At 71.2% G+C, this 21796-nt stretch carries 17 protein-coding genes; 12 read left to right on the forward strand and 5 right to left on the reverse strand.

The window, feature by feature from the left end; translation table 11 throughout:
* Positions 1-13: 13 nt before the first annotated feature.
* Both DEJ50_RS03160 and DEJ50_RS03165 read left to right on the forward strand, forming a co-directional pair.
* Complete coding sequence (locus DEJ50_RS03160) at positions 14-1693, forward strand: NAD(P)/FAD-dependent oxidoreductase (RefSeq protein ID WP_150205875.1); 1680 nt, start codon at positions 14-16, stop codon at positions 1691-1693.
* On the forward strand, positions 1686-3029 hold the full coding sequence (locus DEJ50_RS03165) for a DUF1440 domain-containing protein (RefSeq protein ID WP_150205876.1): 1344 nt from the start codon (positions 1686-1688) through the stop codon (positions 3027-3029). The genes DEJ50_RS03160 and DEJ50_RS03165 overlap by 8 nt, the downstream gene beginning before the upstream one ends.
* A 90-nt stretch (positions 3030-3119) precedes the next feature.
* Here the strand turns inward: DEJ50_RS03165 and DEJ50_RS03170 are convergent, their stop codons facing one another.
* Together DEJ50_RS03170 and DEJ50_RS03175 are read right to left on the reverse strand one after the other, a co-directional pair.
* Entirely contained in the window at positions 3120-3629 is a 510-nt protein-coding gene (locus DEJ50_RS03170) for a DM13 domain-containing protein (protein ID WP_150205877.1), read from the reverse strand.
* Between the two features lie 149 nt (positions 3630-3778).
* Entirely contained in the window at positions 3779-4714 is a 936-nt protein-coding gene (locus DEJ50_RS03175; RefSeq protein WP_150205878.1) for a hypothetical protein, read from the reverse strand.
* A gap of 341 nt (positions 4715-5055) precedes the next feature.
* Here DEJ50_RS03175 and DEJ50_RS03180 point away from each other — a divergent pair, with 341 nt between their 5' ends.
* Together DEJ50_RS03180 and DEJ50_RS03185 are read left to right on the forward strand one after the other, a co-directional pair.
* Positions 5056-5442 (forward strand): hypothetical protein, encoded by a 387-nt coding sequence (locus tag DEJ50_RS03180; protein WP_150205879.1) that lies wholly within the window; start codon positions 5056-5058, stop codon positions 5440-5442.
* A 172-nt stretch (positions 5443-5614) separates the two neighbouring features.
* A complete protein-coding gene (locus DEJ50_RS03185) occupies positions 5615-6586 on the forward strand; it encodes a helix-turn-helix domain-containing protein (protein WP_150205880.1) in 972 nt (323 codons plus the stop codon).
* Positions 6587-6673: 87 nt separating this feature from the next.
* Here the strand turns inward: DEJ50_RS03185 and DEJ50_RS03190 are convergent, their stop codons facing one another.
* Positions 6674-7093: a subtilase-type protease inhibitor gene (locus DEJ50_RS03190; RefSeq protein ID WP_223837558.1), complete on the reverse strand. Its 420-nt coding sequence runs from the start codon at positions 7091-7093 to the stop codon at positions 6674-6676.
* Positions 7094-7522: 429 nt separating this feature from the next.
* Between DEJ50_RS03190 and DEJ50_RS03195 the strand changes: the two genes are divergently transcribed.
* The 6 genes from DEJ50_RS03195 to DEJ50_RS03225 all read left to right on the forward strand — a co-directional run bounded on the left by DEJ50_RS03195 (position 7523) and on the right by DEJ50_RS03225 (position 12230).
* On the forward strand, positions 7523-8401 hold the full coding sequence (locus tag DEJ50_RS03195) for a hypothetical protein (protein WP_150205882.1): 879 nt from the start codon (positions 7523-7525) through the stop codon (positions 8399-8401).
* 484 nt (positions 8402-8885) lie between these two features.
* Entirely contained in the window at positions 8886-9092 is a 207-nt protein-coding gene (locus tag DEJ50_RS03205) for a hypothetical protein (protein ID WP_190344240.1), read from the forward strand.
* Positions 9089-9688 carry a class I SAM-dependent methyltransferase gene (locus tag DEJ50_RS03210; protein ID WP_223837559.1) on the forward strand — a complete coding sequence of 200 codons (600 nt, stop codon included), beginning with the start codon at positions 9089-9091 and terminating at the stop codon, positions 9686-9688. The genes DEJ50_RS03205 and DEJ50_RS03210 overlap by 4 nt, the downstream gene beginning before the upstream one ends.
* Before the next feature lie 35 nt (positions 9689-9723).
* Positions 9724-10875 carry a bifunctional class I SAM-dependent methyltransferase/NUDIX hydrolase gene (locus DEJ50_RS35380; RefSeq protein ID WP_150211856.1) on the forward strand — a complete coding sequence of 384 codons (1152 nt, stop codon included), beginning with the start codon at positions 9724-9726 and terminating at the stop codon, positions 10873-10875.
* A 47-nt stretch (positions 10876-10922) separates the two neighbouring features.
* Positions 10923-11702, forward strand: coding sequence for a PIG-L deacetylase family protein (locus DEJ50_RS03220; RefSeq protein WP_150205883.1), 780 nt, complete (start codon positions 10923-10925; stop codon positions 11700-11702).
* A 123-nt stretch (positions 11703-11825) separates the two neighbouring features.
* Complete coding sequence (locus DEJ50_RS03225) at positions 11826-12230, forward strand: DUF6896 domain-containing protein (RefSeq protein ID WP_150205884.1); 405 nt, start codon at positions 11826-11828, stop codon at positions 12228-12230.
* 88 nt (positions 12231-12318) lie between these two features.
* On the opposite strand, the gene DEJ50_RS03230 is transcribed toward DEJ50_RS03225, so the two are convergent.
* Together DEJ50_RS03230 and DEJ50_RS03235 are read right to left on the reverse strand one after the other, a co-directional pair.
* Complete coding sequence (locus tag DEJ50_RS03230; protein ID WP_150205885.1) at positions 12319-12915, reverse strand: TetR/AcrR family transcriptional regulator; 597 nt, start codon at positions 12913-12915, stop codon at positions 12319-12321.
* Between the two features lie 49 nt (positions 12916-12964).
* Positions 12965-14476, reverse strand: coding sequence for an FAD-dependent monooxygenase (locus DEJ50_RS03235; protein WP_150205886.1), 1512 nt, complete (start codon positions 14474-14476; stop codon positions 12965-12967).
* Between the two features lie 257 nt (positions 14477-14733).
* Between DEJ50_RS03235 and DEJ50_RS03240 the strand changes: the two genes are divergently transcribed.
* Both DEJ50_RS03240 and DEJ50_RS03245 read left to right on the forward strand, forming a co-directional pair.
* Positions 14734-16797: a flotillin family protein gene (locus DEJ50_RS03240; protein ID WP_150205887.1), complete on the forward strand. Its 2064-nt coding sequence runs from the start codon at positions 14734-14736 to the stop codon at positions 16795-16797.
* A 97-nt stretch (positions 16798-16894) separates the two neighbouring features.
* On the forward strand, positions 16895-21736 hold the full coding sequence (locus DEJ50_RS03245) for a DNA repair ATPase (protein ID WP_150205888.1): 4842 nt from the start codon (positions 16895-16897) through the stop codon (positions 21734-21736).
* The last annotated feature ends 60 nt before the right edge of the window (positions 21737-21796 follow it).

Below are 21796 nucleotides of genomic sequence, written 5' to 3' on the forward strand. Positions count from 1 at the left end.
GCTCTGAACGTGCATGACTCTGCTCAGAAGACTCTTGTTCGGCGTCCTCGCCGGACTGCCCGGTGGCGCGGTCGTCGCGCTCGCGACGGACCCGCCCTGGATCCAGTGGGCCGGACACACGGTGGTGCTGGGGGCCGTGCTCGGCCTCCTCTTCGGCGAGCACCGGCAGAGCGGCGGCTCGGCCTTCTCCGTCGGCCTGCTCATCGGCCTGCTCGACTGGGTGACCTGGACCCTCACCCTCGCCCCCGTCCTCGAGGGGGACACCCCGTCGTGGTCGATCGCGGTGGCCGTGGCACGCTTCCCCGAGCTGGTCGGCGCGGCCCTGTCCGGCGCGATCACCGGGCTCGTGTTCCACGCCCTGTCGATCTGGCTCCCACCCCGCCCGGCACCGCAGCGGGCCAAACCCCATGTGGTGATCGTCGGTGGTGGCTTCGGCGGGGTCGGAGCCGCGCGTGAACTGGACCGGCGGATCGGCCGCGGCCTCGACGCCCATGTGACGCTGATCAGCGACTCGAACTTCCTGCTGTTCACCCCGCTCCTCGTCGGCGTCGCCTCCAGCACGGTGGAGGCCAGGCATGTCAGCGCCCCGGTGCGTGTCGGACTTCACCACGCCTCGTTCCTCCACGGGCGGGTGACCTCCATCGACACACAGGCGCGCAGTGCGTACGTGTCCGCCGGCAAGGAGGGGATGCTCCGCGTCCCGTACGACCATCTGGTCCTCGCGGTCGGCGGGGTGCCGCACTTCTTCGACCTGCCGGGAGTCGGCGAGCACGCCTTCCCGATGAAGACCGTGGAGGACGCGACGGCACTGCGCAACCAGGTCCTGGGCGCGCTGGAGCGGGCCGATCTGGAGCCCGACCCGGCCGAGCAGGCCCGGTTGCTGACGTTCGTCGTGGCGGGCGGCGGATTCGCCGGGACGGAGCTGGTGGCCGAACTCTTCGACCTCGTCCATGACGTACTCCACCTCTACCCGCGCCTGCACGGGCTGCGGCCCAGATTCGTGATCGTGCACGCCGGCGAGCGGCTGCTGCCGGAGCTGTCGCCCGAGCTCGGCGCCTACGCGCAGCACAAACTCGGCGGGCGGGGCATCGAGTTCCGTCTCGGCGCGCGGGTGAGCAGCGCCACCGCCGAGGACATCACGCTGACCTCCGGCGAGACCATCCCCACCCGCACCCTGGCCTGGACGGCGGGCAACCGGCCGAACCCGCTGGTGCGGCAGGTCGCGCAGGGGGCTGCGGGGCCGGTCGCGGTGGAACCCACCTTGCAGGTACCCGGCGCACCCGGGCTGTGGGCGCTGGGCGACTGCGCGCGGATCCCCGACCCGGCGGGCGGCTTCTACCCGCCGACCGCACAGCACGCGATCCGGGAGGGCAGGGCGGTGGCGCGGAACATCGCCGCAGTCCTCGGTGGTCGCCGTCCCGTCCCGTTCCGCTTCGGCGGGCTCGGCGTGCTGGTCTCGCTGGGGCACCGTACGGCGGCCGGCGAGATCGGCGGGCGGCGGGTCTCCGGGTTCCTCGCCTGGGTCCTGTGGCGAGGGGTCTATCTGAGCAAGTTGCCCGGTGCGGAAAAGCGGCTGCGGGTCCTCGCCGACTGGACCCTCGACCTCGTCTTCCCCCGGGACATCGCCCTCTCGACCACCCCGACCACCTTGACCACCCTGACCGATGTGAAGAAGGTGAACCGTCATGCGTAACGCCGGATTCGGCGCCCTGGCCGGCCTCGCGGGAGGAGTGGTCTTCGGCGGGGTGATGGTGCGCATCGGCTTCCTGCCCACCGTCGCGGCCATCGTCAGAACCGACTCGCCCGTCGTGGGCTTCGCCGTCCACCTGCTGATCGCCGCGATCGTCGGGGGCCTCTTCGGGCTCCTCGTCGCACGCCAGCGCGAGCTGCTGTTCTGGGGGCTCGCGTACGGGGTGCTGTGGTGGTTCCTCGGTCCGCTGACGCTGCTGCCGCTCCTGCTCGGCAAGCCGGTGGCCTGGGACGTGGCGGCGGCACAGGCCCTGGTCCCCAGCCTGCTCGGGCACCTGGCGTACGGGGCGGTCACGGCCGCCGTGCTGGCCCTGATGGCACCCGGGGAGCGCCGGATCGGGCCCGGGATCCTGGTGCGCGCAGTGGTCGCCGGGCTGGTCGTCGCCCCGGTGCTGGGGCTCGGCTGGAACGGGCTGATCGTCGGGGTGCTGCTCGGCGCCTCGTACGCGGTGGTCTTCGGCGACCCCGGCGAGGGCGGTGGCCCGGCCCTGGTACGCGGCGCCGCCTTCGGCTTCGCGTGGTGGGTGCTCGCGGCGGTGACGGTCGCGCCCCTGCTGGCCGGCCGGGGCCTGCAGTGGACGCCGGGCGCGGTGCGTACCGCGGTGGTGTCCCTGCCCGGCTTCCTGCTGGTGGGCGCCGGTACGGCCCTGCTCACCGGCTGGCTGGGCGGGCTGTCGCGGGCGGTGTTCTCGGACGACGTACGGCATGCGCTGGAAGGGCGCCTGGCCGGTGGGCGGGTGATCTCGGTCTGGCACGGTGTCCTCGCCGGCCTGGCCGGAGGCGCGTTCTTCACCGGGGTCATGGTCGCCGTGGGCTTCCTGCCGACGGTCGCCACCCTGGTCGGCTCGCGGTCCGCGGCCGTGGGTCTCGTCATCCATCTGCTGATCTCGCAGGTCGTGGGCGTCACCTACGCGGTCTTCTTCCGCCGACGCAGCTTCGACCCGGCCTCGGGGATCGGCTGGGGGGTGTCGTACGGCTTCCTCTGGTGGGTCCTGGGCAATCTGACCCTGCTTCCCGTACTGCTCGGTGACGCACCCCGGTGGAGCGCTTCCGCGCTGGCCGGGTCCTTCCCCTCGCTCGTCGGCCACCTCGCCTACGGCGCCGTACTCGGCCTGGTGTACCAGCGGTTGGAGGAGCGGGTCGGCCCCTGGCACCGGTCCCGCAGCGAGGCTGCCGCGGCGAGGGCGGTGGCGCGTCACGAGCAGACACTGGGAGCGGCGCCCGCGCTGTGGAGCCTGACCGCGTGCGTGGCGCTGCTCATTCCGATCCTGGTGTCGTAGCGGCTGTTGGCCCGGCGGGATCCCGGAAAGCCGAGGAGCGGGTGGCATGTCGCCACCCGCTCCTCGGCCTTTCCGTGCAACCCGACTCGGTCAGGCGCGCTGCTTCAGCTCGGCCGCGCCGAAGGAGACGCTGAAGCGCTCGCACCAGATGGTGACCGTGGAGAACTTGTTCAGGTCGGTGCCGGCGGGGATCGCGTAGTTCTGGTTACCCTCGTTGCCCTTGAGGTCGCCGAGGTCGATGTGCCGGCCGTCGTCGAGGTTGCCGCCACCGCTCTTGTTGACCGGCTGGTCGCTGAGCCACACGTGCAGGGCCGGGCCGTTGGAGGTGCGCAGGTTCGTCAGGCGCAGGGTCGCCTTCCCGTCGGCGAGCTGCTGGACCTCGACCGAGCCGCTGGTCTCGTGCTCGTGCGAGATAAACGCCCCGTTCGCCACCTGCCTGACCGTGCCCGCCTGCTGGCCGGCGGCCACGGGAGCCGCCTCGTCCACGCGGTCCGTGGTGAACAGCTTCCAGGGCTGGAAGAGGTAGAGCCCGATGGCCGCCACGACGACGACGGCTGCGGTGGTGATCCAGAGGGCGTTGCGGCGCTTGCTACGGCACATGAGGGTTTCCGTCTCTTCTCGGGTGTTTCGTGGGTGCTGGGTGCTGGGTGCTGGGTGCTGGTTGCTGGGCATTCAGAGACGGAAAGAGCGGCGAACGTTACAGATGAACGTCCGCCGCTCCGGTCCGTCTACGGCTACAGCTCCGGCTTTCAGCAGGTCTCGGCCGGGTTTTCCTGACCGGCAGGGGTGGCCGGGGAGCTCGTGGCCGCGGGAGCGGCCACGCGGGCGCGGCGCAGCTCGTCGGCCTCGTCGCGGACGGCGTCGAGCCGGACTTCGAGCATGCCGACGCGCTCGCGGTAGCGCTCCAGCTCGGCCCGGACGAACTCGGCGTCGGCGACCTTGTGCGCGGCCTCCTCGCGGATCGCGGTGGTCTCCTCGGCGAACTTCTGGATCGCGGTGTCGAGCGCGGCGACGGCCATGTCGGCCGCCTCCTCGGCGAGCGTGGCACGCTCCTCGGCCGCGAGGATGCGCTGCGCTGAGGCGCGGGTGACCGTCTCGATGCGCGCCTCGGCCGCCGCGGAGTCGGTGATGATCGCCAACTCCTCGATGTAGGCGGGGAGATCGGCGGAGAGCTGCCTGATGAGCGCGACGACGGTGTCGCGGGAGTGGGCGCCGTCGCCACAATCGGCCATCGCCATGGAGGCCATCACATCCATCGAGCCGATCTCATCGTGCACCGCTTCGTCCGCGGCCGGGACCGGGGCCGGAACCGGGACCGGGACCGGGGTGGCCTCAGGCGCCTCGGCGGCGGGGGTGTGCCCGGGCGCCTGGGACACGATCTCGGCCCCGGGTACGGAGGAAGTGGGCCACGGCTGCCCGGCGACGGGCGCGGGCTGAGCGGCCCCCTTCGTCTCCTCCTCCGTCTCCTCCTTGGCCGCCTTCTTGGCCTTGGCCGCCGCGCGCTTGTCCTCCTTGCGCTGCTGCCGCTTGGCACGGAACTTCCGGAACGCGCCGAGCGCGTTGTGGTCGGGGTGGTCGCAGTAGCGGGAGGCCGGTCCCTCCGCGCCGGGCGCCTTCGGCTCGGGCGCGTGGGTGCAGCCCGGGTAGGCGCAGGTGGGAACGGTCTCAACGGTCTCGACAGTCATGGTTCTCAGCCCTTCGTTGCCGGTGTCAGTGGTGGTGCGGAGCTCGAAGCCGAAACGGCACCCGGCGTTTCGCCACAGAGCTCTGCTCCGGGCTGGTCCTCAGCGCGTGGATCAGGCACAGCGCACGCGGGTCGTCATGGCTCATACCCGTCAGTGCCGCCGAACGGCCGAACGTTACAAACGACTTCGGCACGAAGACGACCTGGGACGCCACCAGCACGCGTAAGGGTTCCGTAACCGGACGACCGACCGGTGCAGAGGATGGTGCGTGGTCAACTGGACGCGGCCGGGAACACCGGGACTGACCAGCCTTCCCTTGACCACACGATGAGAGGCGATCCATGAACAGCGACCGCGCATACCTCGGACGGCTGGGCCGCATGGCCACGGCCGGAGCATTCAGCGCCGCCCTTGCCATGGCCGCCGCCGGCCCCGCGTTCGCCGCCGACGGCGGTGGCAACCAGATGCCCGCGTCGCCCAGGACAAACAGCGTCGCGACCGCTTACGCCTCCATCGGTACCGTGCCGAAGACCCGTATGGGCACCATCTGGGCGAACACCAAGGTGGATATGCAGTGCTGGGCGGACGGCGCCTGGTCCAACGGCACCAACCGCTGGTTCTTCGTCCACGCTCCCGGAATACACCCCCAGAACGGCTCGTCCGTCCGCGTGTCCGGGTGGATCTCCGCCAACAAGGTCTCCAACCAGCGCGTCGTCCCCCACTGCTGAGACGTAACCGGAGGGCCGGGCGCGAACACCGCGCCCGGCCCCCATCCGTACGAAACCAGGCCCGCCCCCCGGCGATCCTTCCGCGAATCGTGGCTGAAGCACGGCTGGTACCCGCAGACGTCCCCATGCCATGTTCGGCTCGAGGGCACTGAGGGAATGAGGGGGCCGGGACATGCTGGTGACCGAGTTCAGCACCGAAGGCGTGGCCGCACCAGAACGGTTCCCGTTATGGGCCGAGGCAGCCGCTACCTCGCACATGCGTAACCGCCTGCGCAGCAATGCCCGGGACGACTTCCGCGCGCGGCTGCGGACTGTGGCCCTGGCCGAGGCCCAGTTGTCGGCGCTGGCATTTCCCCACTTGGAGATCGCACGGACGAACAGGCTGATCCGGCAGGCCGACCCGGAAGTATGGCAGGTCAGTTACCTGGCGGCTGCCCACGGGACGGTATCGCTGCTCAGAAGCGAGACGACGCTACGTCCGGGTGACCTCCTGGTCCTGGACAGCAGCAGGCCCTACCACGGCAACATCCATACCCCCGGCGGCGAATGGTCGCAGCTCACCCTGCAGATCCCGCGTGCACTGCTGCCGCTGCCGGAGAAGCTGATGCAGAGCATGCTCGCCGTTCCGATCGGCACCGGCAGCGGTATGGGAGCACTCCTCGCACGCTGGCTGACGGACCTCAACACGCGCGCCCACGAGTTCACCCCGGCCGACGTCTCCGCTCTCACCACGATGACTCTCGACCTCCTGTCGTCCGTGGTCGCCCGCTGCCGGGACGCCGAGGACGCAATGGACCCGGAATCCCGCCGCCGCGCCCTGCAGGTACGCATCCTCGACTTCACCCGCCGGCAGCTCGCCGACCCCCGTCTCACGCCGGAATCGATCGCCGCCGCACACGGCATCTCCACTCGCCTGCTCTACACGCTCTTCCGTGAGCAAGGCCTGACGGTCGCCGCATGGATCCGCACATGCCGCCTTGAGCGCTGCCGCCGCGACCTCGCCGACCCTCGCGCACGCGCGCACACCGTCCATGCCGTCGCCGCCCGCTGGGGTTTCACCGACCCGGCCCACTTCAGCAGGGCCTTCCGTACCGCCTATGGGATGACCCCCACCGACTACCGCCACCAGCACGTGCAGAAATGAACAAGCGACGTGCGGAGGAGGCCAGGGAGGCCGGCCCACGGGACCGTACGGCACGGGGGTCCGTACGGCCCCGCCCGGGCGGGGCGATCAGAACGCGAAGACTGCGTTTCCATTGAGGGTCGCGGACATGGCACACGCGTTGGAGAAGGTGTGCTTCCAGGAGATGCGGCTGCCCTGCCACACGCCCTGGGCGGTGACGGTGACCGGGTCGTAGTGCATCGGACAGGCGCGGTTCAGGTCCGGGGCGGCCAGGAGTGCGTCGAGCGTGCCGGCGGTGGCGGCAAGTGCGGCGCAGGCGGCCTGCGGGTCGGGGTGCGTTCCCTGCGCGGTCGGTGCGCAGCTGAGAGTGGACGCCCGTATGACGGTGGCCTCGTCCTCGCCTTGGGCCACGGTGAGGACCACCGCGGAGGGTGCGTACAGACTGGTCGGCTGGGCCTGCGCGATGCCGGTGGCGCCGGCCAGGGTCAGGAGGGTGGCGGCGGAGACGGCAGCGATGCGGTAACGCACGACAGAACTCTCTTTCAATTCAAAGGAAACACACGACACTTGACTGCGCTTCATCGATCGAACGCGGGCCGAGTCTGTCGGATGTGAAGGTTGCGCGCACATCGATGACCTATTTACGGACACCACGTTCGATTATCGGAGATCAACTGATCGTTCCAGCAGCTCAGGCGGCGTGCAGCCCTACGCGATCACGCACCGAACAAGAGCCCACACCCCGCGTGACGGCCACAGAGGGCCCGTTGACCTGCTGCCGGTCGCGCGCGGTTCACCGAACGGCCACGCAGGCTGACCGGATTCCGCCGCCTGCGGTGCACGAAGATTGAATTGAACGCGTTCAGCCCGGCTGGCAGAATGGATCCAAGCCGTCGGCCGGCCGGGCCGGACGCTCGAGGACGCGTTCATTTCGCCGTACCGCAAGGGGGGTTGGCCGTGCATCAGAAGCGGTCGTACGGCCGGGTGCTGTCGGTCTCGACACTGGTGGGCTGCCTGGAGGTCGCCCTCGCCATCGTGGTGGTCCTCCTGTACGTCCGGACGCAGCCGCCTCCGGACACCCCGGTTGACCCCACCGCCCTGCTGGCGGGCCTGCTCTCCTTCGGCCTGCTCATCGGGGTGATCGCGTTCGTACTGTCCCTGGTGTTCGTGCTGCCGGCGGTGGCCCTGGCCGACCTGCTCGGCCGACGGATCGGCCGCCGCGAGGCGTGGTGGTGGGTACCGCTGATGACGGCGGTCCTGGTGGCACCGCCGATCGCGACCTTCGCGGCGTACAACCGCGTGGAGGCGCGACCCACGCTCGTCTTCTGGGCGGCGGCCATGGCCGCACTCTCGGTGGGCGGCCTCGTGGCCCGGCCCCGGCACCCGGGACTGGTACGTCAAGTGGCGCTGTGGGGCACGGCGGTGGTGGCGGGGACGGGCCTGCTCGGCGCACTCGGGCTCACCGTCGGCCTGCTGCCCGCGTACGAGCCGCCGGCGATCGGTCCGGCGACCATGGCCGGCACCTGGGTCGACCACACGAGCGGAACGCTGGTCTTCACATCGGACGGCCGGGTCACGGCCTCCAGCGTCGGCGAGCACAACTCCGACGACCACCCCAGCGGCCCGTCACGGCGCTGCTCGGGCTCCGGCACCTGGTCGTACGAGCCCGGGCGGGACGTCTGGACCCAGGAAGTCCGCATCCGCGTCCCGGGGTGTTCCTGGCCGGCGTGGCGCGTGGGCGGCACCGACCACAAGCCCTCGATCCATCAGATCATCGGTCACCAGGATTCCGGAAAGCGGTACACGCTGCGGCGCAAGGCCGCCGAGGCCCCCTGAGACGCGAGGTGAAACTGATTCGGCGGGCAACGCGGAGCGGCTGCGGGCCTGCCGGCGCGGCGAGCTGTCAGGCGTCCTGGTGACCGTAGGTGTCAAGGATCTGTTCCTTCTCGACCCGCCCGCCCTCGGTCCGCGCACGGAACGAAGTCGCTGTCGGCGTTTCGGCCAACGCCGCTGCTCTGCACTTCCGTTATGGGAGACGGGTCGATGCATTCTCCATGCTCCGCCACGCCCGCTATCTCGGGGTTTCAGGACCGACCAAAACACATGTGTTCGATATCCCGGCCGGATCGTTGAGCCTCACGACCACGCCGGACGACCGTGTTGGGGGACCCGAAATGACCTCGGCCGCCACGACCGAACAGCTGGACACAGCGCCGCCCCCGCCCCGCCCCCGCCGGCGGAGATCACGTACATCGGGCTTGCTCACCTCACCGCAGCCGACCCGCGCTTCCAGGGCCGGATGCAGGCGGCCGGCACCACGGTGACTGCCGGAGGCCGCCCCCTGGCCGCCGCGACCGCCGGCGCCCTTGCGGTCCTCCTGGACGTCCGGACGGTCCTCGCCGTCGGCGCGCTGCTCCAGACCGTCCCGGTGGTCCTGCTGTTTACCTCCTCCGTCCGCACCCTGCGCTACATGCCCGCCCCGCCCGACACCGCTGCGGTGCCGCCCGCCCGGAAAGGATCACCGTGAACACCACCGCGTCCACCGCGAGCGCCGCGAGCGCCGAATACTGGGAACCGCTCTGGGTCGAAGGCCGCCGGTATCGGCAGCTGTGCGAAGCCGAGCAGCGGCTGATGGACCAGCACCTGGGCCCCGGCCATGGCCGCCCCGCCCTCGACATCGGATGCGGCGCCGGCACCGTGGCCCGCCACCTCCACCACGAGCTCGGGTACCGCACGACTGGCGTCGACTGTTCCCCCAGCGCCATCACCCTCGCCGCCACCCTGGACCCCCGCTCCGGCCCGGGGCCGGTATGGCGGTGTCTGGACATCACCACCGCCGACCTCGCCGCCCTGCCGGAGGCTGCGTTCGCGCTCATCACCTGCCGCCTGGTCTACCGGTGGATGGGCAACAAGCCGGCCTTCCTCGACCGTGTCCGCAAGCTCCTCCCGCCGGGCGGCACCTTCTGGGTCGTCACCGAGATCACCGGCCGCCGCACGACCACGGACCCGGCCATCCAAGGGCTCGGGATCAGCCCCGCGGATGCCGAGCTCCTCACGGAGGGCTGGTCCGTCGTCCGCACCGCCGACCTCGACGTCCTTCGCTGCTACGCCCTGCGCCCCTGACCACCCCCTACTGAAGGAGCCCCCCCTTGACGGACATGGAGACACACAATCAGGGCGTTTGGACGACGTACGGAGCCCACCAGATCGCCCGAGGGATCGAGCTGCCCGAGCTGGACCGCTGGGACTGGGACATCCCCGCGGCCGGCCCCGGCACCGAATTGTTCGGCGACGTGAAGGGGCTGCGCGTGCTCGACCTCGGCAGCGGGCTGGGGCGGCACGCCGCCCGAATGGCCGCCCTCGGCGCGCAGGTCAGCGCCGTGGACTCCTCCCCCACCCAGCACCAGCGCGCCGCCGCCCGCTACCCGGACACCCCGGGGCTGCGCCTGGAGTGCGCCGACGCTGTGGCCCACCTGCACACCGCCGACCCGTACGACCTGGTCTACTCGGTCAGCGGAGTACCGTTCACGGACCCGCGCCGGCTCCTGCCCGCGCTGGCCAACGGCATCCGGCCGGGCGGGCGCCTCCTCTTCTCCGCGCTGCACACCAACTCCCATGGCGATGGCCCCGCCACCGAGGTGACCGCACGGTCGGAGGTCCTGCGGCTGCCCGGTACGAACGAAGAGCACCCCGTGCACATGTGGGTCCTCACGCCGACCCTGTGGGAGGACCTCCTCGGCGAGCACGGCTTCATCCTGGAGTCGGTCACCGCCATCGACTCCCCGCAACCGGGGAACTCGGTCTCCTACCGGCTGTATGCGGCCCGCCGCCCGGAGCGCGTGCCCAGCCGTCCCCGCACCGGCACACCGCCGGCGCCGAACTGCGCAATCGGGGTCGGCGTGATCGTGCCCGGCGCCGATGGTGTCCTGCTCGGTCAACACCGACGCGGAACCTGGGAGTTGCCCGGCGGGACCGTGGAGCCCGGCGAGACCTTCGCCGAGGCCGCGGTCCGCGAACTCTACGAGGAGGCGGGCCTGGTGGCCGAGCCGGGCGACGCGCTGGAGCTGGGCACGCTGCTGGACCGGGTGGGCGACGTAGTCCGGTTGACGGTACCCGTCCTGGTCCGCCGCTGGTCCGGCGTCCCGCAGCAGCGCGAGGAGGCCATCGGGTCCTGGCGGTTCTGGCCCCGCAGTGCGCTGCCCCAGCCGCTGTTCGTACCGAGCGCCCAGTGCCTGACCGCATGGGACCACCGCCTCCCACTCGACCATCCGCCCGCCCGCTTCCAGCCGTACAGCCCTGGGCATGCCTAGCCCGAGGACGTCCGTCCGCCCGCTCTGCAAAGGAAGGCACCACGCACATGGCTCCACCACCAGTACCGGCCCGGCCGTCCCTCCTGGGAGTGTTCGCCCACCCGGACGACGAATCGCTCCTGGCCGGCGGCGTGCTCGCACAGCACGCCGCCTCAGGCGCCAACACGGCCGTCGTCACCGCGACCTGGGCGCCGGGCAGCCACCGGGCCGCCGAGCTCGCCGACGCCCTCACGATCCTGGGCGCCGGGGAACCACGGATGCTCGGCTACGCCGACGCCCGCATCCCCGACTCTGCCCCGGGCCGGCCCAGGCTGTGCGACGCCCCGGTCGACGAGGTGGTGGAACTCCTCGTCGGACACATCCGCACTGTTCGGCCACAGATCGTCATCACCCACGACGCGTACGGCCAGCTGACCGGGCACCCCGATCACGTCCGCACCCATCAGGTCACCGTCCTCGCGTTCCACTCCGCAGGCCTGGAACACCTCTACCCGGACACCGGAGCGCCATGGCAGCCCGCCGCCCTCTTCGCGGCCACGCACCCGCACTCGGGGGCGGGCGAGCTGGGCGAGCTGTTGACGCGGGTCGGGAAGAAGGTTCTGTCCGTCCCGGACGAGCACATCACGGCGACGGTCGACGTACACGGCCATCTCGAGCAGAAGTGGGCGGCGATCCTCTCCCACCACAGCCAGGCAGCCCGGGAACGGCCCCTGCCGGGGATCCTCGCCCGTCTCCCGGCACAAGCACGGGAGTCGATCATCGCGACCGAGCACTACACGCGCCTGGACATCCCCCTGCCGGGCGCCCTGCGCGAGCTGACCGTCTGAGCGGCAGCAGAGCTTCGCCGCCGAGTGCGGACTGACCGTCGCTTCAGAATGCTGTCCTCCTGCGGAGACGCCGGCGGCCCGTGGCACAATCCCTTGAGCCACAGGCTCAGGGGGTGACGCCGTATGGAACGGGTATGGACTGCACGGGACCTCGTGCTTGGTTACGTCCACGCTCTGAACGCGATTGACGAGGCCATGAGCACGGCGATCCCCTCGCTTGAGCGACTGGCAGATGTCCTCGGCCTGGTCCGTTCGCGCCGGATCATCAGCCGGAGTGGGCACGTCGGCGCCTACTCCTACACGGTTCATGGGGCAGGGTGCCGCTTCATCAGCGACAACGGCACGGAGGTCGATGTGGACTTCGCAGCCGACGGGAGGAAGGTCTTCGACCTCTGGCGGCTGCGTTCGTATGGGCTGAGCCTGCCGAAGCCTCTTGACGTCACGGATGAGGACCTGCGGGACGCAGTTCGGTCGCTGCAACCGCTTCTGACCGAGGTGCGGCCGGGGTGGTTCAGCGTAGTCGGCTGATCGCTTCAGGACGAGGTTCGCAGGCGGCGCAGGCAATCAGGCTGCAGGCCAGTTCAAGCAAGCCCTGGTGGAGATCAGCTCGTCACGCTCAGGCGCGGGACGGGCACAGCGCCCCGAACGCCTCTTCGACCAGGTCGGGCAGTTCGCGTGCGCCGTCGCTTTCGACCCAGGTGGCCAGGGCCGTGGTCACCGCCGCGAGGGCGGCAGCGGCGATGACGCGCCGGGAGAGTTCGCTCTGGCCGGGCGCGCGGGCTTGCAGAGCCTCCGCGAACAGCCGCTGTGTCGCGTACTGGTTGTCCCAGGTGCGGGCCCGAAGGGCGGGGGTTTCGAGGATGAGCCGCGTACGGGCGAGCAGGGCTTCCCTCCCCACTGCGTACACCTCGCCCAGTCCTTGGAGGAGGGCTTCACGGAGGGCGGTGAGGTCGGACTCGTGGGGCGGGCGTTCCCGGATCAGCCGGGCGATGAGCGGGTCGTAGTCGTCGGACTCGACCACGGATTCCTTGGTGGGGAAGTGGCGGAAGAAGGTCATGTGGGAGACGCCGGCCGCAGCGGCGATCTCCTCGACGGTGGTGTTCTGGTAGCCCTGGGCGAGGAAGAGGCGCAGGGCGTGTTCCTGGATCGTCCGGCGGGTCAGGGCCTTCTTGCGCTCGCGCAGTCCGGGAGCCGGTGTCGGTGGTGTGCTCATGGGACCTGCTGCCTCTGCCTCTACCGCTTCTCCTGCTTCTTCTTCGCGCTCAACGCAGCGCGCCGTCCACGAGTATCCGCGACAGCGCCCTGCCCATGGCCGCCGGTGAGGTGCCGCGCCAGGCCAGGTGTCCGTCGGGGCGTACGAGGAAGGTGTGCTGCGGACCGTCCGGAGCGAAGAGCCGGGAGAAGCGGCCCGCACCGAGGTGGCGGCGGGCGACCGCGTCCCAGTCCGGTTCCGGTGTGCCGCCCCCGAGGGTGAGCAGCGCCCAGCACCCGCCCAGTTCGTCGTGGAGGCGTGTCGCGGTGCCGTCCGCGCGCGTGCACGTGCGGTCCGGGATACGGTCGCCGGCCCGGGGGCCGGCCGAGGGCAGGCGTCGGCCGGCGCCGAGCGGCCCTCGACGGTAGGTGAGGGCCAGCTGGGAGGATTTCACCCAGATCCGGCGCTGGACCACGGGCTGGTTCAGCAGGGGGACGAAGACACGGTCGCGCAGGAGGCGGGCCCACCAGGTGCCGCCGAGGACGAGGCCCGTCATGGCACTGGTGGAGGACAGCACCTCCCGGGCGACGGGCCGGCGTTCCGCCTCATAGGTGTCGAGCAGCCCGGCGCTCGCGCGGCCGGCCGCGACCAGGGCGAGCTTCCAGGCCAGGTTTTCGGCGTCGCCCAGGCCGGTGTTCATGCCCTGCCCACCGAACGGACTGTGGATGTGCGCCGCGTCTCCGGCGAGGAAGACGCGGCCCTTGCGGTAGGACGCGGCCAGGCGCCGGTGGATCCGGAACACCGATTCCCAGTGGACTGCGTCGACGAGTCCGGCCGGCATGCCCGCCTCCGCAGTGAGCAGATCCGCGAGCAGGTCTGCCGGCCGAAGGGGCAGGGTGTCCTCCGCATCCGCCGGCGCCGGGGCCATCAGCCGCCAGACGTCCTCCCCTGGCAGGGGGAACGCTCCGAGCATGGTGTCACCGCGCAGCCAGACCGCGACGGTGTCCCGGGGCAGTGACAGGCGGGCGGTTACGTCGGCGAGGAGGAAGCGTTCAACGAGTGGGACACCGGGGAAGGCGATTCCCGCGGCCTTGCGGACCCGGCTGTGCGCCCCGTCGCACCCCACCAGCCACCCGGCCCGCACCTCGCCATCCCCGCACCTCAGCAGGATTTCGTCCGCCTCCTGGCGCAGGTCAACGGCCTCGCACTGCCACTCGACCTCCACTCCGAGTCCCGACAGGCGGGACCGCAGACATGCCTCGACTTCGGCCTGGGAGACGAGCAGGCCGGGCCTCGTCACCCGCTTCGTGGGCCGACCCACCGGAAGCCGGGCCAGGAGCCTGCCGTCGACATGGGTCGCCACCTGGCCGATCCGAACGGACCTCGCGGGGATGTCACCGAGGGCGCCCAGCCGGGCGAGCACCTCGGCACCCCGCGGCTGGAGCCCCAGGGCACGCGACGTATCCGCCGGCCCGGTCGCCCGGTCGAGGACCCGGACATCCCTCCCCGCGGCGCGCAGAGCACACGCCGTCGCCAGACCGGTGGGTCCGGCGCCGACCACGACGACCGTCTCGGAGCGCATGGCCACCTCCCACCTACGTCATTTCCCAAGAGGTGTTAGTCCCTAACATTTAGGCGGTCACGCCCTGCCGCGTTAAAGAGGCGTAAAGACTGCCGGTCGTCGGCAATGACCGAGTTTCAACTCGCCGGGCAGGATGGAGACATCAAGGCGCCGCAAGGCTCTGCCTGCCGAGCGTCGGAATCGCACGGCGAAGGGCGGGGGCCATGCCGGACGGGGCCCGCGCCGCACCTGCACTCACTTTCAAGGGGGGATCCCTCGTGGATGCCATCACGACGGGCTTCGGTCTGCTCGTCCTCAGTCTTCTGGTCGTCGCACTCGTCGTGGTGATCGTCCTGACGCGGTTGTTCCGCAAGGTGGAGCAGGGCAAGGCCCTGATCGTGTCGAAGATGCGGAAGGTGGACGTCACCTTCACCGGCCAGGTGGTGCTGCCCGTCCTGCACAAGGCCGAGGTCATGGACATCTCGGTGAAGGCCATCGAGATCTCCCGTACCGGCCGCGACGGCCTGATCTGCAAGGACAACATCCGCGCGGACATCCGGATCTCGTTCTTCGTCCGGGTGAACAAGACCGCCGAGGACGTCATCAGGGTCGCCCAGGCCATCGGCACCGCTCGGGCCAGCGACAAGGCCACCCTCCAGGAACTGTTCAACGCCAAGTTCTCCGAGGCGCTCAAGACCGTCGGCAAGCAGATGGAGTTCACCGACCTCTACACCAAGCGTGACGAACTCCGCTTCAAGATCATCGAGATCATCGGCATCGACCTCAACGGCTACAGCCTGGAGGACGCGGCCATCGACTACCTGGAGCAGACCCCGCTGGCCCAGCTCGACGCCGGCAACATCCTCGACGCCCAGGGCATCCGCAAGATCACCGAGCTGACCGCCATCGAGAACGTCCGCACCAACGAGTACCGGCAGCACGAACAGAAGGAGATCACCCGGCAGAACGTCGACGCCCGCGAGGCCATCCTGGAGCTGGAGCGGCGGCAGGCCGACGCCGAGATCAAGCAGCGGCGCGAGATCGAGACGACCCGGGCCCGCGAGGAGGCGGAGACCGCCCGGGTGGTGGAGGAGGAGCGGCTGCGCGCCCAGACCGCGTTCCTCAAGACGGAGGAACACCTCGGCGTCCAGCGGGAGAACCAGGCCCGCGAGGTGGCGGTCGCCGCCAAGAACCGCGAGCGGGTCATCGCGATCGAGAACGAGCGGATCGAGAAGGACCGCCTGCTGGAGGTCATCGCGCGGGAGCGGGAGACCGAGCTCACCCGGATCGCGGCCGACAAGGAGGTGGAGACCGAGAGGCGGGAAATCGCCGAGGTCGTGCGCGAGCGGGTGGCGGTGGACCGGACGGTCGCCGAGCAGGAGGAGTCCATCAAGCGGCTGCGCGCGGTGGAGGAGGCCGAGCGCACCCGGCAGGCGGTCGTCATCGCCGCGGAGGCTGAGGCGCAAGAGAAGCTGGTCAAGGACATCAAGGCGGCGGAGGCCGCCGAGCAGGCGGCGGTGCACCGGGCAGCGGAGGAACTCACCCTCGCAGAGGCCCGCAACAAGGCCGCCGACCTCGACGCCCGCGCCAAGATCCGCCTCGCCGAGGGCGTCCAGGCGGAGGCTGCGGCCGAGGGACTGGCCGCCGTCGCCGTACGGGAGAAGGAGGCGGACGTCATCGAGAAGACCGGGCGGGCCGAGGCCGGAGCCACGACGGCCCGGCTGAAGGCGGAAGCGGAGGGCGCCCGCGAGATGGCCATGGCCGAGGCCGTGGCGATCGGCGAGAAGCTGAAGGCGGAGGCGGCCGGTCTGACCGAGAAGGCGGCGGCGATGGCCGCGCTGGACGAGGCCTCGCGGACCCACGAGGAGTACCGGCTTCGGCTGGAGGCCGAGAAGGAGGTCCGGCTCGCCGGGCTCGACGCCCAGCGACAGGTGGCCGAGGCCCAGGCCACGGTGCTCGCCACCGGCCTGGAGAGCGCCGACATCAGCATCGTCGGCGGGGAGTCCGCCTTCTTCGACCGCATCGTCGGAGCGATGTCGATGGGCCGTGCCGTCGACGGGTTCATGGACAACTCGCGGACGGCGCAGGCCCTGACCGGCGACTGGCTGGACGGCAGCGGCTCATTCACCGAGGACCTCACCCGCGCCCTGGGCGCCGTGTCCACCGCTGACGTGCGCAACCTGACCGTCTCCGCCCTCCTCATGAAGCTCATGCCGGCGGGTTCGGGGCAGCTGGACGAGCTCATGGCAAGGGCGAAGGACCTCGGACTGGCCGACCTGCCGGTCGGTGAACTCACCGGCAAGGCCACGGCGTCGGCCGTGAACGGCGCCGCCAAGAGCTGACCGCCACGGGGGTGCGGTCACCGGCCGGGAAGCCGCCGAGCAGGGGGTGGCGGCCTCCCGGCCACATCACGATCTTGTACGCGAGGGAGCAGAACGGATGACGACGGGTAGCGACACCGGGACGTACGGCATGCTGAGCGACCGGCTCCTGGCCCAGGCCGCAGAGCTCGCCCAGGGCGCCGAGGCGCTCAACGAGGCCCGGATCGCCGCGTTCGGCTCGTCGGAACTGAAGCTGACCGGCTCCGGGCACCTTCCGACGGCCGAGAACCGGATCCCCGTGGACCTGGTGGGCGTCGGGAACCTACTGCTCCTCGGCTACCACGGGTCCGGCGATCAGCGGGGCGAGAAGGCCGTCGGGGATGTCCTCGCCCTGTACGACCGCGACCTGAACCGGCTCCCCGAGGAGGCCGCGCCCGGCCTCCTGGACGACCCGGCCTTCCGGCGGGAGTTCGAAACCCTCCACCGCTACTACCACGCCGCCCGGCTACAGCGGCTGCGGCAGCTGGGCGGCACACTGCTCGCCGTGTTCCAGGTCGGCGACCTGGCGGAGGACATCCGTGTCCTGCGCTGGTCGCTCACGCCCGCCGGCACGGCCCGCTTCCTGGATGCCCGGGGCGAACGCGACCACACCGTCCCTTCCCCCGATGACATCCGCTGGCAGGAGACCACTCGGGACGACCACGTCCTGAGCGGGCACCCCCATGTCTCCGTCGACGGACGAATCCTGGTCTCCACCATCGGTGGCGCGCTCATCCTCAAGGCCGCGAACGACACCGGGACGGACGAGGTCCTGCACCGCGAACCGGTGGACGAGCCCCTCCAGTCCCTCGCGGACGCGGAGATCTCGTACGCCGTCGTCGGACCGCTGATCCTGCTCCGCGTCCTGCCGTACAAGGAGCAGACCCGGCGTCACCTCGTCCACCACTCGGTCACCGGCACGGTGGTCCGGCTGGACGGCATCGGACGGTCCTGCCGCCGGCTCCCGGACGACGAGGGCATCGTCTTCCCCGGCGGCTACTGCCTCTCCTCCGGCACGGTCAAGACCTTTGACACGGACACCTCCGACCTGGAGTTCGACCACTCCGTGCCCTCCCCGACCGGCGAGGACCTGCTGTTCGTCTTCCGGCCCCGCGCCGGCGGCCGTAGCCTGCTCCTCCCCTACAACACGATCCGCAAGGAGATCTCTGCGCCGCTCCCCTGCCACGGCCACGCCCGGTTCGACGACGGCACCCTGGTCGCCCTGCGCCCGGACACCGACCGGCCGGGCCGGGCCCACCCGGTGCAGGTCTGGCGCACCCCCTTCACCTCCGACGCCCTCCCCGTCACCGCGGTGGACGGTCCGCTCGGCCGCATCGGGAACGCCGAGCTGGTCCGAGCGGTCGCCGACACCCTGGCCATCGCCCGGCAGGCCACCGACACCCGGACCGCGTCCACCGGCACCGCCGCCGCCCGGTACGAGACGCTGCTCGCCGCCTGCGTCCGTACCGCCGACCGTTTTCCCTGGCTCGGAGAGGCCGCGGACACCGAGACCGGCAGGCGGGACCTTGCCGGTCTGCTGGAGGCCGTGCGGACGACCACGGCGCAGATCCTGGAGGAGTTCGAAACCGTCCGGATCCTGATCGCGCAGGCCGCCGACGCATTGGCCGAAGCCCATCGGACCGCCACCGGCCTCATCCGGCGGATCCGCGGCGAATCACCGGCCGGAGCCGACGAGTGGATCGCCCGCATCACCGAACTGCGCAAGGCACAGGGTCACTTGGTGACCCTCAAGGAGATGCGGTACGCCGACACCGCCGGCATCGACACCCTGGCCGGGGAGGTGGCCGCCGCCCTTGACTCCACCGCACACCGGGCCGTCGCCCACCTCCGGCGCGAGGACGCCTTCGCCGGGTACGGCACCGAAGCCGAGCGGCTCGTCAACGAGGCCGGGGCGATCACCACGGTCGCCGAGGCCGAGCCGCTGCGCGGGCAGTTGGACGGGCACACCGCCGGCCTCCAGCAGCTCACCGAGGTCGTGTCCGGCCTGGAGGTCGGTGACGCGACCGTCCGTATCTCCCTCCTGGAACGCATCGCCGAGGCGACGGCGGGCCTGAACCGGGCCCGCGCCACGCTCGACACCCGCCGGCAGCATCTTCTCCGCCAGGAGGACAGTGCCGAGTTCGCGGCCGAGTTCGCCCTGCTGGGCCAGACCGTCACCAGCGCCCTGGCCGCTGCCGACACGCCTGAGGACTGCGACGGCCGGCTCTCCGGCCTGCTGCTCCGGCTGGAGAACCTGGAAACCCGCTTCGCCGAGCACGAGGACTTCCTCGCCCAGGTCTCCGAGAAGCGCGCCGAGTTGCACGACGCCTTCGCAGCCCGTCGCCAGAGCCTCCAGGACGCCCGGACCCGGCGCGCCGAGAGCCTCGCCGGGTCCGCCCACCGCGCGCTGGAGTCCGTGGTTCGCCGGGCCTCCGCCCTCACCGACGAGGACAAGGTCAACACCTACTTCGCCTCGGACCCCTTGGTGGCCGGCCTGCGCCGCAACATCGACCGGCTGCGGGATCTCGGCGACACCGTGCGCGCGGAGGAGCTGACGGGCCGGCTGGCGGCGGCCCGCCAGGAAGCCGGCCGCGCGCTGCGCGACCGCACGGACCTGTTCACGGACGGCGGGGACACGATCCGCCTGGGCCGGCACCTCTTCGCCGTCACCCGGCACCCCACCGAACTCACCCTGGTGCCGGGCCAGGACGGCATGGCGCTCGCGCTGACCGGCACCGACTACCGGCGCCCGGTCACCGATCCCTCGTTCGCGGCCACCCGCGCGTACTGGGACCGCACAGTGCCCAGTGAGTCGGCCGAGGTGTACCGGGCCGAGTACCTGGCGGCCCGGCTGCTGGCCGAGCACGGCACCGCGGTCCTCACCCAGGCAGGCGACGCACTCGACGTCCTGGTCCGGCGGGCCGCCGAGGCTGCGTACGACGAGGGCTATGAGCGTGGCGTCCACGACCACGACGCCACCGCGATCCTGCGCGTCCTCCTCCGGCTGCACGAGGGTGCCGACGTGGTGTCCCACTCGGCCCGGGACCGGGCCGCCGCTGTTCTGTTCTGGGTCCACGGCCTGACCGAAGACGAACGCGGGTCGCTCCACCGCCGCGCGGCATCCCTGGGGCGAGCCCGCTCCCTCTTCGGAACCGTTCCGGCTCTCGACGCCCTCCGCGCTGAACTCTCCCACGCCATCGAGGCTTTCTCGCCCGGACCCGCCCACCCCGAGCCGGCAGCCGCGTACCTCCTCGAAGAGCTGACGTCAGGGCCGAAGGGATTCGCGGTCTCGGCCGCCGCCCGTACGCTGCTCGACGCGTTCCGCAAGGGCGTCGGCACGCCCGGCACCGCTCCCTATGCCGAGGACCTCGCCGCCCTCCCCGGCCTGGCCGAACGTCGCCAGCTCGTGGAGGGCTGGCTCGGCGCCTACGCGGCAGCGGCCGACCACCCCGTCGACGAGGGCGACATCGCCGAGGCGACCGCCGTGGAGCTGTGCCCCTCCCTGACCCGCTACGCCGTCGAGGGCGACACGACGGCCACCGTCACAGGCCTGCTCGGAACCCACCCGCGTCTGCACGAGGGCGCCCTCGCCCTGCGCCTGGACGAGTTCCTGGCCCGCACCTCGGAGTTCGCCGCCGTGGACGTGCCGGGCTTCCGCTCGTACCAGCGACAGCGCGCCGCTCTGGTCGCAGCCGAACACGTCCGGCTACGGCTCGACGCGCACCGGCCGCGCGTCATGTCCTCCTTCGTCCGCAACCGCCTGATCGACGAGGTCTACCTCCCCCTCGTCGGCGACAGCCTCGCCAAGCAGCTGGGAGCCGCCGGCGGCGCCAAGCGCACCGATTCCCATGGCCTGCTGCTGCTCCTCTCCCCTCCGGGCTACGGCAAGACCACCCTCATGGAGTACGTCGCCCAGCGGCTCGGACTGCTCCTGGTCAAGGTCGACGGCCCCGCCCTCGGCCCGGCCACCACCTCGCTCGACCCGGCCGCCGCTCCGGACGAGGCTGCTCGCCGCGAACTGGAGAAGATCGCTTTCGCCCTGGAGGCCGGGAACAACGTCCTCCTCCACCTCGACGACATCCAGCACACCTCCCCCGAGCTGCTGCAGAGGTTCATCCCGCTGTGCGATACCACCCGCACCTTGAACGGGCGCGACCTGCGCGGAAAGCGGTTCGCCGTCTGCATGGCCGGCAACCCGTACACCGAGTCCGGGCAGCGCTTCCAGGTGCCCGACATGCTCGCCAACCGGGCCGACGTATGGAACCTCGGGGACGTCCTGACCGGCAAGGAGGACGCCTTCGCGTTCAGCTTCGTCGAGAACGCACTCACCTCGAACCCGGTCCTCGCCCCCCTCGCCGGACGCGACCGCGCCGACCTCGAACTCCTCGTCCGGCTCGCCGAAGGCGACCCCACGGCCCGCACCGACCGGCTGACCCACCCCTATGCCCCGGCCGAACTCGAAGAGGTGCTCGCCGTACTGCGCCGGCTCGTGGCCGCGCGCACCACCGTCCTCGCCGTCAACGCCGCCTACATCGCCTCGGCCGCACAGAGCGAGGACAGCCGTACCGAGCCGCCGTTCCTGCTCCAGGGCTCCTACCGGTCCATGAACCGGATCGCCGCCCGGCTCTCGCCCGCCATGAACGACGACGAGCTGGCCGCCGCCATCCAGGACCACTACACCGCCGAGGCCCAGACCCTCACCACCGGCGCCGAGGCCAATCTCCTCAAGCTCGCCGCCCTGCGCGGCAGCCTCACCCCCCGGCAGGCCGCCCGCTGGTCGGAGATCACCGCCTCGTACGTCCGCGCACGGACGGTCGGCGGCCCCGACGGGGACCCGCTGGACCGGGCCGTGGCCGCCCTCGGCCTCCTCGCCGACCGGCTCGCCGCCGTTGAAAGCGCCATCCGGGGCGAGCCGATGTGAGTCCGCTCGGCCAGCTGTTCGCTCAGGAGAACCTCAGATCCGGATAACGATCGCATCACC

Source organism: Streptomyces venezuelae (genome assembly GCF_008642295.1).
In the GTDB taxonomy this organism is placed as follows: Bacteria; Actinomycetota; Actinomycetes; order Streptomycetales; family Streptomycetaceae; genus Streptomyces; species Streptomyces venezuelae_C.